Here is a 14,984-nt window from a genome sequence, read left to right on the forward strand (position 1 = left end):
GCACACCTGATGACTGACTTCGACCCGGCCACCTTCGCCAACGTGGGCCCCAAGGAGTTCGCCCAGCTGGTCAAGTCCACCCCGGACGACAAGATCGCCCAGGTGATGTCCGGCGACATGCGCGACAAGGTCCTGGGTGAGGTGTTCGGCCGGATGCCGTCGCTGTTCCGCGCGGACCGGGCCGGCTCCACCAACGCGGTCATCCACTGGATCATCACCGGTCGCCCCGACGGCGGCAGCGACACCTACGAGGTGGTCATCGCCGACGGCACCTGCGTCGTGAACTCGACCCCGCAGCACGACCCGAAGCTGGCTCTCACCATGGGCCCGGTCGAGTTCCTGAAGATCGTCTCCGGTGGCGCCAACCCGGTGATGATGTTCATGACCGGCAAGTTGAAGGCGAAGGGCGACCTCGGCCTCGCCGCCAACATCGCCAACCTGTTCGACATCCCCAAGGCCTGACATGGCTGAGTTCTCGCTCGACCTGAACGAGGAACAGCGGGATCTACGCGACTGGGTGCACGGCTTCGCCGCCGAGGTCGTGCGCCCGGCCGCCGCCGAGTGGGACGAACGCGAGGACACCCCGTGGCCGGTGATCCAGGAAGCCGCCAAGGTCGGCCTCTACGGCTTCGAGTTCCTCGCCACCTGCTGGGCCGACCCGACCGGGCTCTCCCTTCCGATCGCCAGCGAGGAACTCTTCTGGGGTGACGCCGGCATCGGTATGAGCATCTTCGGCACCTCGCTCGCCGTCGCCGCCATCTACGGCGCCGGCACCCCGGACCAGATGGTCGAGTGGGTGCCGCAGTGCTTCGGCGACGTTGACTCACCGACCGTCGCCGCCTTCTGCACCAGCGAGCCGGAAGCCGGCTCCGACGTCGGCGCGATGCGCACCCGGGCCGTCTACGACGAGGCCACCGACGAGTGGGTGCTCACCGGCCAGAAGGCGTACGCCACGAACGGCGGCATCGCCGGAGTGCACGTGGTCACCGCCTCCGTCGACCCCGCGCTCGGCTCCCGGGGTCAGGCGGCGTTCGTCGTACCGCCCGGCACCCCCGGCCTGGCCGCCACCCGCAAGCTGCGCAAACTCGGCCTCCGCGCGTCACACACCGCCGACGTCTTCCTCGACGGGGTACGCGTACCCGGCCGCTGCCTCCTCGGCGGACGGGACGCCCTGCTGGAACGCCTCGACCGTGCCCGCTCCGGTCAGCGGTCCACCGGGCAGGCCGCGATGCGCACGTTCGAGCTGTCCCGACCCACCGTCGGCGCCCAGGCGCTCGGCGTGGCCCGGGCCGCCTACGAATACTCCCTCGACTACGCGAAGGACCGCGTCCAGTTCGGACGCCCGATCATCGAGAACCAGGGGGTCGCGTTCGCGCTGGCCGACATGCGGATGGAGATCGACGCGGCGCGGCTGCTGGTCTGGCGGGCCTCGTGGATGGGCCGCAACAACCGCCCGTTCACAGCGGGCGAAGGATCGATGTCCAAGCTCAAGGCCGGCGAGGTGGCCGTGTCGGTCACCGAGAAGGCAGTGCAACTGCTCGGCGGAGCCGGCTTCCTACGTGACCACCCGGTCGAGCGCTGGTACCGGGACGCCAAGATCTACACCATCTTCGAGGGCACCTCGGAAATCCAACGACTGGTCATCTCCCGGGCGATCTCCGGGATGCAGATCCGCTGACCGCCGTCGGCCCAGCCCTCCTCGAGGGGCGGGCCGACGGCGGGCCGGACTCCACGATCTGTGCCGTCTTCGTCACCCCACGCCGACGCGAACTGGGCCTTCAGCCGCGCCCAGTGCATGATCAAGGAAAGAAGCCCTGATGGACGGGCGGGCCGCCGCCCGTCCGCGCACCACCCCGAGGAGGTCTGCGGCATGGACCTGCCGTTCGTCGTCACCACGCTGACCCGTCGCGGGCTGCTCACCCCCGGCAGCCCGATCCGGGTCGCCTCGCAGCTCAACGCGTTGCGCACGTGGGGGTGGAGCCTGGCAGGCGAGCTACGCCAGGCAGCCGCCCGGGACCCGGGCCGGCCCGCCGTCATCGACGAGAACGGCGTCGAGCTGACGTACCACGACCTGCTCGACCGGGCCGAACGGATGGCCCGCTCGATGCGGGCCGGGCTCGGCGTACAGGCCGGCGACCGGATCGGCGTGCTCTGCCGCAACCACAGCGGACTGATCGAGACGATCGTCGCCGCCACCCTGCTCGGCGTCGACGCGGTACTGGTCAACACCGGGCTCAGCGCCGCCCAGCTGGGCACCGTCGCCGAGGAGCAGCGACTGCGGCTCCTCGTGCACGACGACGAGTTCGCCGATCGGGTTCTCGGCCTCCCCGCCGAGCTGCACCGGCTAGACGAACGCGCCCGCGAGGAACTGGTGGCCGGGGCACTGCCCGGTGACCTGCAACCACCCGAGCGCGACGGCCGGATCATCGTCCTCACCTCCGGCACCACCGGCACACCCAAGGGCGCCCGGAGGCCGACACCCAGCGGCTTCGGCCCACTGGTGTCCATCATCGACCGCATCCCCCTGCACGCCCGAAACCGGGTGATGATCGCCGCACCGATCTTCCACACCTGGGGATTCGCCGCCCTCCAGGTCTGCCTGGCACTACGGGCCACCATCGTGCTGCACCGCCGCTTCGACCCGGCCGCAACGCTCGCCGCCCTGACCGCGCACCGCTGCGACGCGCTCTTCGCCGTACCGGTGATGGTGCAACGGCTGCTGGAGGTGCCCCCGCCGGACCCGCGCCCCCAGCTCACTGTCGTCGCGGTCAGCGGCTCCGCCCTGCCCGGCGGACTGGCCCCGAAGTTCATGGACGTCTACGGAGACGTCCTCTACAACCTCTACGGGTCCACCGAGGTCTCCTGGGCCTCCATCGCCGGCCCGCAGGACCTGCGTCAAGCACCCACCACCGCTGGTCGTCCCCCGCACGGCACCCGACTGGAGTTGCTCGACGACGACGGCCAACCCGTACCGGACGGACGGGTCGGGCGGATCTTCGTCGGCAACGAGATGCTCTTCGAGGGCTACACCTCAGGTGCCAGCCGGGAAACCCACGACGGGCTGCTCGACACCGGCGACCTCGGCCGGCTCAACGCCGACGGGCTGCTCTTCGTCGACGGCCGGGCCGACGACATGATCGTCTCTGGCGGCGAGAACGTCTTCCCGTCCGAGGTGGAGGACCTGCTCGCGCAACTGCCACAGGTCCGCGAGGCGGCAGTGATCGGCGTGCCCGACCCCGAGTACGGCCAGCGCCTCTCCGCGTTCCTCGCCCTGCACCCCGGCGAGACCCTCGACCCCGAGGCGGTCCGCGAGTACGTCCGGCACTTTCTGGCCCGGTTCAGCGTCCCCCGGGACGTGATCCTCGTGAAGTACCTACCCCGCAACGCCACCGGCAAGGTGCTCACCCGAGAGCTGCGCCGCTACTACGGCTGACGGCGGCGCTGCCGACGGTCGCCTGGATGTCACTGCCGGGGGTTGCCCGAGTTCAGCCGGGAATCGTGATCCGATCCTCGATCGCGGCGGAGGCGATGTCGGTGCGGTGCTGCGAGCCTGCCAACTCCACCCCGTCCACCAGCGCGTACGCGGCGTCCCGTGCGGCTGCCAGATCGACGCCGGTGGCCGTACCGCAGAGGACCCGGCCGCCGGCGGAGAGCAACGCGCCGTCGCTGGCCCGGCGGGCGGTGCCCGCGTGGATGATGCCCGGACGGTCCGCACCGGTGATCACGTCTCCGGTGCGCGGCGCGGCCGGATAACCCGCCGAGGCGAGCACCACTGTCACGGCGCTGCCGTCCCGCCACCGCAGCGGCGGGTGCTCGGCCAACGAGCCGGTGGCCGCCGCGTGCAGCAACCCGCCCAGCGGGGTCTCCAGCAGCGCGAGCACCACCTGGGTCTCCGGGTCGCCGAAGCGCGCGTTGAACTCGATCACCCGAGGGCCGGCGGCGGTGATCGCGAGCCCCACGTAGAGCAGGCCGGCGAACGGGGTGCCCCGGCGACGCATCTCCGCGAGCGTCGGGTGGACCACATCGCGCATCACGTCGTCGACCAGACCGGACGGCGCCCAGGCCAGCGGCGCGTACGCCCCCATGCCACCGGTGTTCGGCCCGGTGTCGCCGTCGCCGAGGCGCTTGAAGTCCTGTGCCGGCACCAACGGCAGCGCCGCCTCGCCGTCGGTGACCACGAAGAGACTGACCTCCGGGCCGTCGAGGAACTCCTCGACCACGACCCGTCCGCACTCGTTGGCGTGCGCCAACGCGGCGGCCCGGTCGTCGGTCACCACCACGCCCTTGCCGGCGGCTAGCCCGTCGTCCTTCACCACGTACGGCGCGCCGAACTCGTCCAGCGCCCGGGCGGTGCTCTCCTCGTCCGCGCAGACGTACGCGCGGGCGGTCGGCACGCCAGCGGCGGTCATCACGTCCTTGGCGAACGCCTTGGAGCCCTCCAGCTGCGCGGCCGCACCGGATGGACCGAACACGGCGATGCCCTTGGCGCGTACCGCATCGGCGACCCCGGCGACCAGTGGCGCCTCGGGCCCGACCACCACCAGGTCAGCCGCCACCTCCACGGCCAACGCCGCCACCGCGGCCGGATCTGTGGCATTGACGGCCCGCAGCTCAGCCACGCCCGCGATCCCCGGATTACCCGGCGCCGCGACAACCGCAGAAACCCGCGAATCCGCCACCAACCCGAGCGCAAGCGCATGCTCGCGCCCGCCACCACCCACCAAAAGAACCCGCACGCCCGAGATCCTACTGTCCCCCCTTACCCCACCGTTGATCATGAAGTTATTGCCCTCCGCCGCGGCGTGTCGTGGCAACAACTTCATGATCGACGGCGTCGGGCAGCGGCGATTGCCTGGCGGACTGTGTGCGGGATGTAGGCGGGGTGGAGGGTGTCCTGCCAGGTGAATCGGAGGACGGTCCAGCCGGCTTTGACGAGGCGGTTCTGTCGACGGCGGTCGGCGTAGGCGGCCTCCGGGGCACCGTGAGGGCCGCGGCCGTCGGCCTCGGCGATGACGCGAGGGCCCCGCCAGCCGAGATCCCCGATCCCCAACAGGTAGCCGTCCTCATCGCGTACCTCAAGTTGCAGTGCGTCCGGTGGCACTCTCCCGTCCACGCAGCGCAGCCGGGTCCGCGTCTCCAACGGGGACTGCGCACGCCCATCGACCTCGCTGAGGTAGCCACGCGCCACGACCGCACCGCGTCGTCCTCGAACGAGGCGCGGAATGGCGAGCAGATCATCGATGGTCACGAGCCGACGATTCAGTGCCGAGTCCAGCACACTCACCGCCGAAAGACGATCAACCCGAAGGCTCACGTCGGCAAGGGTCCGCAGCGGTTCTGTAGCGGTGATTCCGTTCACCTGGACAAGTTGGTCGGGCTGAATGACCAACTGATGGACCACCACCTCCGGGTGGGCAAGCCGGGCTGGCCTGGCGATCGGGCCTGGCACCGACAGGTCGATCACGTCGGTGGCCCGCAGACCGGCTAACCCGTGCAGCTCCGCAGCCGTTGCGAGCACAGCGGCTGCGGCTGGCCCGAAGGAGGCCACCGCAGCCCTGATCCGTGCCGCTCGCGGAACGCCGTCGTACCGGTCAGCGTCCACCAGATAGGCGCCACGCGCCACGACCCGCCAGCGTCCAGTCCGACAAAGCCGCTGCACCTCATGCGTCGTCAGGCCAGCCGCACGCGCCTGCCTTGAGTGTTACAACTCCGTCCCGCACGGCCGCAATCTGCCGCACCACATCCAAGGCATCCACCCGGCCACCCTGGCCCAACCCGAAACCCGAAACGACCCCCTGTGGACAACCCCTCCACCCCTGTGGATAACGAGGCTCTCAGAGCTGGTTGATCATGAAGTTATTGCCTCGACACGCCGACAGCGATGGCAATAACTTCATGATCAACACGGGGGGTGGGGGTGGGTGCGGGGGGTTAGGGGAGGAGGGGGTGGAGGACTACGTTTTCTTCTCGGCCTGGGCCTACGCCTACGACACTCACCTGGGTGTTGCAGAGTTCTTCGACCCTCGCGATGTAGCGGCGGGCGTTCTCCGGAAGGTCGTCGATGGTGCGGGCCTTGGTGATGTCCTCCCACCAGCCGTCGAGTTCCTCGAAGACGGGCTTTGCGTGGTGGAAGTCCGTCTGGCTCATCGGCATGTCGTCGACCCGGACGCCGTTGATCTCGTAGCCGACGCAGATCGGCACCTTGGGCAGGCCGGTGAGCACGTCCAGCTTGGTGATGACCAGGTCGGTGACGCCGTTGAGGCGGCAGGCGTACCGGGCGACGACCGCGTCGAACCAGCCGCACCGGCGCTCCCGCCCGGTGGTGGTGCCGTACTCAGCGCCGATCTTGCGCAGGTGGTCGCCGTTGGCGTCAAACAGCTCGGTCGGGAACGGCCCGGCACCCACCCGGGTGGTGTACGCCTTGCTCACCGCGATGACCTTGTTGATCGCGGTCGGCGGGATGCCCGCGCCCACGCAGGCACCACCGGCGGTGGGGTTGGACGAGGTCACGAAGGGGTAGGTGCCGTGGTCCATGTCGAGCATGGTGGCCTGGGCGCCTTCCAGCAGCACCGTCTCGCCCCGGTCCAGGGCGTCCCAGAGCATCGCCCGGGTCTCCGCGATGTACGGCTTGAGCCGCTCCGCGTACGCCAGGTACTCCTCGACCGTCGCGTCGACGTCGATCGCCTTGCGGTTGTAGACCTTGAAGAGGATCTGGTTCTTCTCGCGCAGCGCGAGTTCCAGCTTCTTGCGCAGGATGCCCGGGTCGAGCAGGTCCTGGAGGCGGATGCCGATCCGGGCGACCTTGTCGCCGTACGCCGGGCCGATGCCGCGGCCGGTGGTGCCGATCCGGGACGAGCCGAGGTAGCGCTCGATGACCCGGTCCAGCGCCCGGTGGTGCGGCATGATCAGGTGAGCGTCACCGGAGATCCGCAGGCGGGACACGTCGACGCCGCGCTCCGCCAGGCCGTCGATCTCGGCGAGCAGCACCTTCGGGTCGACCACCACACCGTTGCCGATGACGATCATCGCGTTCGGTGAGAGCGCGCCGGACGGCATCAGGTGCAGCGCGTACTTCTGGCCGTCCGGGGTGATCACCGTGTGCCCGGCGTTGTTGCCGCCGGAGTAGCGCACGACGTAGTCGACCCGCTCACCCAGCAGGTCGGTAACCTTGCCCTTGCCCTCGTCGCCCCACTGAGCGCCGATGAGCACGATCGCTGGCATCTTTTCCGCCTCCAGAAGGCTCGGGTGCCAGGTGGCGACCGCTCGGCGAGCCCGGGGTGTCAGGTTAACAAGTAGTGACGGCGTGGCCGGCAGGGGTCGCGTCGAGAGGCAGGAGGCTCTTCCGTGTACGACGTGGTGCTGCTCACCCTTGGTTCGGAGCGGGACGCTCCCGGGGGCTGCGGCAGCGGCGGGGCCTGCTGCGGCGGCGGCGCGACCGGGGCCGACACCGGCCCAACGAGCCAGGCCGACACTGGGCCGGAAAACACCAGCCAGGCCGCCCCCGGCCAGGCAAATGCCGACCAGGCCGGCAACGACCAGACCAGCAGCGGGCAGGCGAACACCGACCAGGCCGGCAGCGGCGAGACCGACACCGGGCAGTGCGCGACGGAGCGACCACGGGTGCCGGTGCTGGCGTGCGCCGACGCGTTGAACGCCCGGGGCGCCCGGGTGGAGACGGTCACGGCCCGCTCCGACGCCGAGATCGACGCGGTGCTGGCCCGATTCGACGGCCCAGCACGCCCGGACGGCCTCACCTGGCCGGACCCGGACAGCAAGACCCGGCTGGTCATCGCCACGGCGAGCGACGGGCAGTTGCGCGCCGTGCTGCGCCGGCTGGTCAAGCGGTACGCCCCGGCGCCGAGCAAGCGCCCGGCGGACCTGCCCGGCAACCGGACCCTGCCCGACCTGCCGCCGGTGGCCGTACTCCCGCTCGACCCGGCCCGTGGCGGCACCCACCGGGACCTGGCCGCGCAGCTCGGGCTGCCCCGTGACCCGGCGGCGGTGGCCGCCGCGGTGCTGGACGGCACGCCGCGCCGGTTGGACCTGCTCCGCAACGACGGTGGCTCGGTGACCCTGGACGGCGCGCTCCTCGGCGCAGCCGACGACGCCGGCCGGCCGCTGCACTGGCGCGCCCGGGTGGAGGTCGACGACACCATCCTCACCGACGGTTCGGAACCGCTGCTGGCCTGCGCGGTCGGCAACGCCGGCGGGTACGCGACGCTCAACGACGTGACGCTGCTGACCGCGCCGGACCCGACCGACGGCCAGGTCGAGGTCGCGGTGGCCGTGCCGGTGGTCGTCCGGTCGACGTGGGGGCGCAAGCGGGTACGCCTCGAAGTTCGGCGGGCCCGTGGACGGGCGGTGTCGGTGCTGCCCAGGGAGGGCAGGGTGCCGTACCTCGACGATGGTGTCGAGAGCGAGCTGACCCGTAAGCGTTCCTGGTGGGTCGAGCCGGGCGCCTGGGCGGTCTGGTCGATCTGACCTCGGCCGCGACCGGCCGACCTGCCTGAGCCGATCGGCCCTGTTGGGCGATTGGGCCTATCCTCGCAGGAGGACTGGGGAGGGCCGTAATGGACGAGAACGCCGACCGGGCGCAGGTGCCCGGCCAGCAGCCGGTGCCGGAGCGGGACGTCGAACCACTCTGGCCGCCAGATCCGGGCGACCGGGGCGCGGTGCCGCCGTGGGCTGCTGTCGCCGAGCAGCGGGGTGGGCCGTCGCCGGTCACACATCCGGTCACGCCACCGGTGGCCGCGCCGCCGATCGGGCGACCGCCGGTTCCCGGCCAGCCCGGCGCTGCGGCCCAGTCGCCGCCCTCGCCGTCGGACTACCCGTCGCTCACCGGCGCCGTCCCGGCGCCCGGGGGGTGGGGGGCCAGCGGCCCGTCCGGCGTCGGGTCTGGTTGGGCGCCGGCGCAGCCGAGTTGGCCGCCGCCGACCGACCCGGCCGCTGCGTCACCCCCGGCAGACCCGGCCGCTGCGTCACCCCCGGCCGCTCCGCCTGCGACCGCTGCCCGGCCGACGACGCCGTCGACCGGCCCCGGGGGCAACGGCGGGCCAACCGGCCCGGGGAGCAACGGCGGGCCAACCGGCCCCTGCATCCCGGCTGCCGCCGCGACACCGAGCACCACCGCCGCACCGCGCGACGGCCGTCCCGCCGGGAGCGACGCGGGCAGCGCCGCGCCCGACGCGGCACAGGTACTGCCCGGTGACCGGGGCCCGACCGCCGCGCCGATCACCCCGGGCAGCGTCGACCTGAACCTGCCGTTCACCCTGGATCACCCGACCGCCGCCGACCGCTCCGCCGCATCGGCACCCGCCGACCGCTCCACCTCGGCCGCCGCCACCGGCTCGCCCATTTCGGCGGCCACCGCGTCCGCTGCCAGCCCGAACGCCACCGACAGCCCGCGTGCCGCCGACAGTCCGACGGCCGCCGGCCCCGCGCCGGCAGACCCCTCGGCCGCAGCCTTCGCGGCGGCCAGGGCGGCACCACAACCTGGTGTGCCCATGCCCCAGGCTGGCGGGCCGACACCACAGTCGGACGGGACCGCGCCGCAGCCCGGCGGGCCGGCACCACAGCCCGGCCAGCCGGTGCAACAGGCCAGCGGGGCCGGTGCGGACGGGTCCCCTGACGGGCCGGCGCGGCCGATTGCCGAGTCGCCGTGGGCGTACCCGCCGCAACGCCCGGCCGGAACGGCCGCGCCCGCTCCGGACGAGGCCGGCGCGACACCTCCGGTTCCGCCTCCGCCTCCGGTCGTTCCGCACGCCGGTCCCACGCAGGCACACCCCGGGCAGCCGTTCATCCCCGGCCAGGTCGGCCCGGCGCAGATTCCGCCACCGCCCGACGTGACGCAGTTCAGCAACCCACCGCACGGCCTTGCCGCACCGCAACACGCTCCTGGGCAGGCCGGGCCGGCGACCCCACCGCCCGGGCCGTTCCCGCCCTCGCCGGGCTGGCACCCACCGCCCTGGCAGCAGGGCTCGCCCGGCGGCACGCCCGGGCAGCCGTACCAGGAGGCCGACGGGGTGACCCGGGTCCCGGCCCCCGCGTACCCGGACGCGACCGCGTACCCGGACGCGAGCTGGACACCGGACACCACAGCCGCACCGACCGCCGAGGATTTCGCCCGACGCCGCCAGGTTCGACCCGCCGATCCGGTGGCGACCATGGGTGTACGCGCGGTGGTCAACAAGATGGGCCTGCTCCGGCTCTCTCCGGGGCGGCACGAGCAGGAGCTCAAGCGGGACATCGAGATGGTGCGCCGCAACTTCGGCGGTCTGCGGCAGGTGACCGTCGTCAATCCGAAGGGCGGCGCCGGGAAGACGGTGGCCATCCTGCTGCTCGCGATGACGTTCGGTCAGAAGCGCGGCGGCTACGTACTGGCCTGGGACAACAACGAGACCCAGGGCACGCTCGGGATGCGCGCCCAACAGGACTTCCACTCCCGCACGGTGCGGGACATGCTGCGTGACCTCGGGCAGTTCCAGGGTGCGCACGGGCGGGTCGGGGACCTGTCGCAGTACGTCCGCTCGCAGGGCGAGGGGATGTTCGACGTCCTGGCCTCGGACGAGTCGGCCACCGGCGGCGAGATGTTGACGGCTGCCGCGTTCGCCGAGATCCGAGAGGTGGTCAGCCGGTTCTACAAGTTGATCTTCGTGGACACCGGGAACAACGTCCGGGCGCAGAACTGGCAGGCGTCGATGGACGCCACCGACCAGTTGGTGGTCACCATGTCGGCCCGTAACGACTCCGCCGAGACCGCCGCCCGGATGCTCGACCACCTGGAGCAGAGCGGCCGGCAACGGCTGGTCCGCCAGGCCGTGACGGTGGTGTCGATGCCACCGTCCCGCAAGGAGATCGACCTGCCGGCCATCCAGGAGCACTTCGCGGCCCGCACCCGGGCGGTGCTGCTGGCCCCGTACGAGCGGCTCATCGACAGCGGCGAGCCGATCCGGTACGGCGGGCTCTCCTCGGCCACCCGGGACGCCTGGCTGAAGATCGCCGCCGCGGTCGCCGAAGGGCTGTGACCCGCCGACGGCCGACCCGGTCTCGGGCCGGCCGTCGGGGCAGTGGTCAGTTGCTCGCCAGCGCGTCCGCCGCTTCCGGGTCGCAGTCGCGCAGGAACTGGGCACAGCGGGCCGCCTCGTCGGCCTCGCCGATCTCGTCGGCGGCACGGGACAGCACGTAGAGGCAGCGGAGGAAGCCCTGGTTGGGCTCGTGTGACCACGGCACCGGGCCGTGCCCCTTCCAACCACTGCGACGCAGCTGGTCGAGGCCCCGGTGGTAGCCGGTGCGGGCGTACGCGTACGCCGTCACCACCTGGCCCTGCGCGAACGCCCGCGCCGCGAGCTCCGCCCAGGCCGCGCTGTAGGTCGGGAAGCCGGCCGCCACGTTGGCGTACGCCTCATCGGTGCCGGCCTCGTCGGCGGCGGCCAGGGCGGCGTCGGCCTCGTCGTTCACGGGCAGGCGGGTGGCCGGTGGCTCTGGCAAAAGGTTCTGCATCGCCCCATTCAACCCGCTGGACAGGGCGACACGCGAGCGGGTCGGCCGACGTGTCCCGCTGAACGGCTGAGGAGTTGGTCACGCCTGCGGCCTATGCCGCTGCCTGGTGTTTTCCACTACAAATAATGGTCCGGAGCCTCCCCAGGAACCGGTAACGCAGGAGCCCGGTGGCCACGACCATCGGGCTCCTGTCGGTTCCACCCCTGGCCCGAGGTTTGACCGGCCCCGACGGAGGGGCAGGATGGCCCGGTGCCGACCCCACCTCCCGCGGACGTCATCGAGCCGCACCTGCATGCCGGTGAGATCCAGACCCGGGCCGAGTTCGACCAGCAGTTGGCCACCGGCCGGCTGGCCGGGCTGACCGTGCAGGGCCTGCGGCTCGACCTCGCGCCGGTGCCCGACCTGACCGGCGTCGACGTCGCCGGCACCCTTTTCGTCGGTTGCCTGTTCGCGTCCCGGGACGTGGGTGCCGACCTGGTCCGGCGGGGCGCGAACGTGGTGCCGCCGTTCTCCGGGTTGCCGTACCCGACCCAGCCGACGCACCTCTACACCCCGGACGACCTGGCCGCCGGGTTCGCCGAGGGCGGGTTCACCGGGATGTACGACACCCGGGTGTACGACCACTACCGGGCGCACGGCGGCGCGTTGCCGGACGTCAAGGAGGCGCTGGGTCAACGGCTGCACGATCACGGCGTGGACAACGCGCTGGCCGACGCCACCCGGGTCTGGCTGACCGCGTTCGGGCCGCAGTCGGTGGTGGGCATCATGGGCGGGCACGCGGTGCGGCGCGGCAGTCCCGCGTACCGGATGGCGGCCGTGCTGGGTTGGGAGCTGGCGCGGGCCGACCGGCTGGTGGTGACCGGCGGCGGCCCGGGTGTCATGGAGGCCGCGAACCTCGGCGCCTACCTGGCGGACCGGCCGGAGACCGATGTGACGGCCGCGATCGACCTGCTGGCCACCGCCCCCGACTTCACCGACCACCACCGGTACACAGCCACGGCGCTGACGGTCCGGCAGCGGTACGCGGGGGTGCCCCGGCAACGTGGCGACGAGCTGGGTTGGGCGCGTGCGGGTGGTCTGGCCATTCCGACCTGGCTGTACGGGCACGAGCCGGCGAACCTGTTCGCCGGGCGGATCGCGAAGTACTTCTCGAACGCGATCCGGGAGGACACCATCCTGCGCCTCGCCCGGGGCGGCATCGTCTTCGCGCCGGGGCGGGCGGGCACGGTGCAGGAGGTGTTCCAGGCGGCCACCAAGACCTACTACGGCACCGACGGCGCCAGCGGGGCGTACATCTTCCTGGACCGCGCCTACTGGACCGGGGAGTTGCCGGTGGAGGCGTTGTTGCGTCCGCTGCTGGCCGCGTCCCCGTTCGGTGACCTGTCGTCGACGATCCACCTCACCGACGACGTTCGCGAGGCCGTACGCCTGCTGACGACCTGACGACAACGGCCGACTCCCAGTGCGGGGAGCCGGCCGTCGGGTGGAACGTCGTTACTTGGTCATCGTGGTGCCGGTCGAACGCAGGTGCTCGCAGGCCTCGACGACCCGGGCGGCCAGACCGGCCTCGGCGGCCTTGCCCCAGGCGCGCGGGTCGTACTGCTTCTTGTTGCCGACCTCGCCGTCGATCTTCAGCACGCCGTCGTAGTTGCGGAGCATGTGGTCCACGACGGGGCGGGTGAAGGCGTACTGGGTGTCGGTGTCGATGTTCATCTTCACCACGCCGTAGTCCAGAGCCTCGCGGATCTCGCTCAGCAGGGAGCCCGAGCCGCCGTGGAAGACCAGGCTGAGCGGCTTGTCCTTGCCGTACTTGGCGCCGACGGCGTCCTGGATCTGCTTGAGGATCTCCGGACGCAGCTTGACGTTGCCCGGCTTGTAGACGCCGTGCACGTTGCCGAAGGTCAGCGCCGCCATGTAGCGGCCCTTCTCGCCGAGGCCGAGCGCCTCGACCATGGCCAGGCCGTCATCGGTGGTGGTGTAGAGCTTGTCGTTGATGGCGTTTTCGACGCCGTCCTCCTCGCCACCGACGACACCGACCTCGATCTCAAGGACGATCTTGGCCTTGGCGGCCTCGTCGAGCAGCTGCGCGGCGATCTCGAGGTTCTCCGCGACCGGCACTGCCGAGCCGTCCCACATGTGCGACTGGTACAGCGGCTCCTCGCCGCGCTTCACCCGCTCCTGCGAGATGCCCATCAGCGGACGCACGAACCCGTCCAGCTTGTCCTTCGGGCAGTGGTCGGTGTGCAGGGCGATGTTCACCGAGTACTTCTTGGCGACCTCGTGCGCGTACGCGGCGAACGCCACCGCGCCGGTGACCATGTCCTTGATCGAGGGACCGGAGAGGTATTCGGCGCCACCGGTGGAGACCTGGATGATGCCGTCGCTCTCCGCGTCGGCGAAGCCCTTGAGCGCCGCGTTCAGCGTCTGGGAGGAGGTCACGTTGATCGCGGGGTACGCGAACCGGCCAGCCTTGGCGCGGTCCAGCATCTCCGCGTAAGCCTCGGGGGAAGCGATGGGCATGTGATGTGCTCCTTACTTACCACTCTCGGCCGTGCTGGCCGCTGTTCTTCATTTGTGCGCCGGACCGCGCTGTCCTCCGCCCGGAAGTATCCCGTAGGTGAGGTGCGCCGGAACAACCGACCCGGTGCTGGTCGTTCACCGGCGGTCCAGGTTGTCCGGCACGATGACGCTGATCAACCAGGTCACCACCGTCATCACGATGGCTCCCCAGAACGCCGGCCAGAATCCGTCCACCTGGAACGGCAGGTCGAGCCCGCTGGCGATCCGGTCGGTGAGCAGGAACAGCAACGCGTTGACCACCAGCGCGAACAGGCCCAGGGTCAGCAGGTAGAACACACAACCGACGACCCGGATCACCGGCTTGAGCACCGCGTTGATCACGCCGAAGATCAGAGCCACCACGATCAGGGTGAGGACTGTGTTGCCACCCGAGCGACCATGCACGTCGACGCCGGGCACTATCAGCGTGGTGATCCACAACGCGACCGCGGTGATCGCCAGTCTGATGAGGAAGCCCACGGCACCATCCTGGCACCGGGGCGCGTCGCCGAGGGCTGATTCCGCCTACTCGGCTTCCGGGCGGCGCGCCGGCCCAGCCCGTACGGTGGGTGGGAACCGTGCCCCGAGACCCCCGGGAGGGACGATGGGTCAGCCCGACGAGGACTTCACCCCCGGTGACCACCTCGCGCCCGACGAGCGCGACCCCGAGGCGGACCCGGCGGACGCGGTCGAGCAGGCCACTGTCGCCGGCCCGACCGACGTTGACGGTGAGCCGCACCGCGGCCTGGAGGTCGACGACTGGGACGCGATGGAGCAGGCCCGGGTGGTCACCGGGGACGAGGACGACTACCGCTGATTCCGCCGCGGGTCGGCTGCCCGTTGCGACAGGGGTCTTCAGCCGTTCGGGTCATTAGACAAATATCGATCCGGAAGGGGTTACCGGAGGGTCCGGGCGTCCCTAGGTT

The 14,984-nt window shown here is 71.4% G+C and carries 13 protein-coding genes; 7 read left to right on the forward strand and 6 right to left on the reverse strand.

From position 1 onward, the window contains the following. Positions 1-9 precede the first annotated feature (9 nt). The 3 genes from ACGF3C_RS03755 to ACGF3C_RS03765 all read left to right on the forward strand — a co-directional run bounded on the left by ACGF3C_RS03755 (position 10) and on the right by ACGF3C_RS03765 (position 3,433). Entirely contained in the window at positions 10-462 is a 453-nt protein-coding gene (locus tag ACGF3C_RS03755; RefSeq protein WP_357230215.1) for an SCP2 sterol-binding domain-containing protein, read from the forward strand. A gap of 1 nt (position 463) precedes the next feature. Then, complete coding sequence (locus ACGF3C_RS03760; protein ID WP_393218450.1) at positions 464-1,678, forward strand: acyl-CoA dehydrogenase family protein; 1,215 nt, start codon at positions 464-466, stop codon at positions 1,676-1,678. Positions 1,679-1,870: 192 nt separating this feature from the next. Beyond that, positions 1,871-3,433, forward strand: a complete 1,563-nt coding sequence (locus tag ACGF3C_RS03765) for an AMP-binding protein (protein WP_357234530.1) — start codon at positions 1,871-1,873, stop codon at positions 3,431-3,433. 52 nt (positions 3,434-3,485) lie between these two features. On the opposite strand, the gene purD is transcribed toward ACGF3C_RS03765, so the two are convergent. The 3 genes from purD to ACGF3C_RS03780 form a co-directional block, all read right to left on the reverse strand. Next, positions 3,486-4,736: a phosphoribosylamine--glycine ligase gene (gene purD / locus ACGF3C_RS03770; protein WP_357234533.1), complete on the reverse strand. Its 1,251-nt coding sequence runs from the start codon at positions 4,734-4,736 to the stop codon at positions 3,486-3,488. A gap of 83 nt (positions 4,737-4,819) precedes the next feature. Further along, complete coding sequence (locus ACGF3C_RS03775; protein ID WP_393218455.1) at positions 4,820-5,623, reverse strand: hypothetical protein; 804 nt, start codon at positions 5,621-5,623, stop codon at positions 4,820-4,822. 308 nt (positions 5,624-5,931) lie between these two features. Beyond that, positions 5,932-7,221 carry an adenylosuccinate synthase gene (locus ACGF3C_RS03780; protein WP_357232596.1) on the reverse strand — a complete coding sequence of 430 codons (1,290 nt, stop codon included), beginning with the start codon at positions 7,219-7,221 and terminating at the stop codon, positions 5,932-5,934. Between the two features lie 123 nt (positions 7,222-7,344). Here ACGF3C_RS03780 and ACGF3C_RS03785 point away from each other — a divergent pair, with 123 nt between their 5' ends. Beyond that, entirely contained in the window at positions 7,345-8,481 is a 1,137-nt protein-coding gene (locus tag ACGF3C_RS03785) for a diacylglycerol kinase family protein (RefSeq protein ID WP_393218458.1), read from the forward strand. Between the two features lie 89 nt (positions 8,482-8,570). Beyond that, positions 8,571-11,024, forward strand: a complete 2,454-nt coding sequence (locus tag ACGF3C_RS03790; RefSeq protein WP_393218460.1) for a chromosome partitioning protein — start codon at positions 8,571-8,573, stop codon at positions 11,022-11,024. Between the two features lie 46 nt (positions 11,025-11,070). Here the strand turns inward: ACGF3C_RS03790 and ACGF3C_RS03795 are convergent, their stop codons facing one another. Further along, positions 11,071-11,499, reverse strand: coding sequence for a DUF3151 domain-containing protein (locus ACGF3C_RS03795; RefSeq protein ID WP_112586150.1), 429 nt, complete (start codon positions 11,497-11,499; stop codon positions 11,071-11,073). Positions 11,500-11,748: 249 nt separating this feature from the next. Here ACGF3C_RS03795 and ACGF3C_RS03800 point away from each other — a divergent pair, with 249 nt between their 5' ends. Next, positions 11,749-12,942: an LOG family protein gene (locus ACGF3C_RS03800; protein WP_393218465.1), complete on the forward strand. Its 1,194-nt coding sequence runs from the start codon at positions 11,749-11,751 to the stop codon at positions 12,940-12,942. Between the two features lie 51 nt (positions 12,943-12,993). Here the strand turns inward: ACGF3C_RS03800 and fbaA are convergent, their stop codons facing one another. Then, positions 12,994-14,019, reverse strand: coding sequence for a class II fructose-bisphosphate aldolase (fbaA, locus tag ACGF3C_RS03805; protein WP_355004685.1), 1,026 nt, complete (start codon positions 14,017-14,019; stop codon positions 12,994-12,996). Between the two features lie 135 nt (positions 14,020-14,154). Then, entirely contained in the window at positions 14,155-14,538 is a 384-nt protein-coding gene (locus ACGF3C_RS03810; protein ID WP_238677616.1) for a phage holin family protein, read from the reverse strand. Between the two features lie 124 nt (positions 14,539-14,662). Here ACGF3C_RS03810 and ACGF3C_RS03815 point away from each other — a divergent pair, with 124 nt between their 5' ends. Next, the gene (locus ACGF3C_RS03815; RefSeq protein ID WP_357260132.1) at positions 14,663-14,875 is read left to right on the forward strand and encodes a hypothetical protein; all 213 of its coding nucleotides are present in this window, start codon (positions 14,663-14,665) and stop codon (positions 14,873-14,875) included. Positions 14,876-14,984 lie beyond the last annotated feature (109 nt).

This window comes from Micromonospora sp. NPDC047762, assembly GCF_043204655.1.
Taxonomy (GTDB): domain Bacteria; phylum Actinomycetota; class Actinomycetes; order Mycobacteriales; family Micromonosporaceae; genus Micromonospora.

Bases quoted from the DNA above. Each gene is read 5' to 3' on its own strand.
- ACGF3C_RS03755 (WP_357230215.1), top strand. From the start codon at position 10: ATGACTGACTTCGACCCGGCCACCTTCGCCAACGTGGGCCCCAAGGAG.
- ACGF3C_RS03760 (WP_393218450.1), top strand. From the start codon at position 464: ATGGCTGAGTTCTCGCTCGACCTGAACGAGGAACAGCGGGATCTACGC.
- ACGF3C_RS03765 (WP_357234530.1), top strand. From the start codon at position 1,871: ATGGACCTGCCGTTCGTCGTCACCACGCTGACCCGTCGCGGGCTGCTC.
- ACGF3C_RS03780 (WP_357232596.1), bottom strand. From the start codon at position 7,221: ATGCCAGCGATCGTGCTCATCGGCGCTCAGTGGGGCGACGAGGGCAAG.
- ACGF3C_RS03790 (WP_393218460.1), top strand. From the start codon at position 8,571: ATGGACGAGAACGCCGACCGGGCGCAGGTGCCCGGCCAGCAGCCGGTG.
- ACGF3C_RS03795 (WP_112586150.1), bottom strand. From the start codon at position 11,499: ATGCAGAACCTTTTGCCAGAGCCACCGGCCACCCGCCTGCCCGTGAAC.
- fbaA (WP_355004685.1), bottom strand. From the start codon at position 14,019: ATGCCCATCGCTTCCCCCGAGGCTTACGCGGAGATGCTGGACCGCGCC.
- ACGF3C_RS03815 (WP_357260132.1), top strand. From the start codon at position 14,663: ATGGGTCAGCCCGACGAGGACTTCACCCCCGGTGACCACCTCGCGCCC.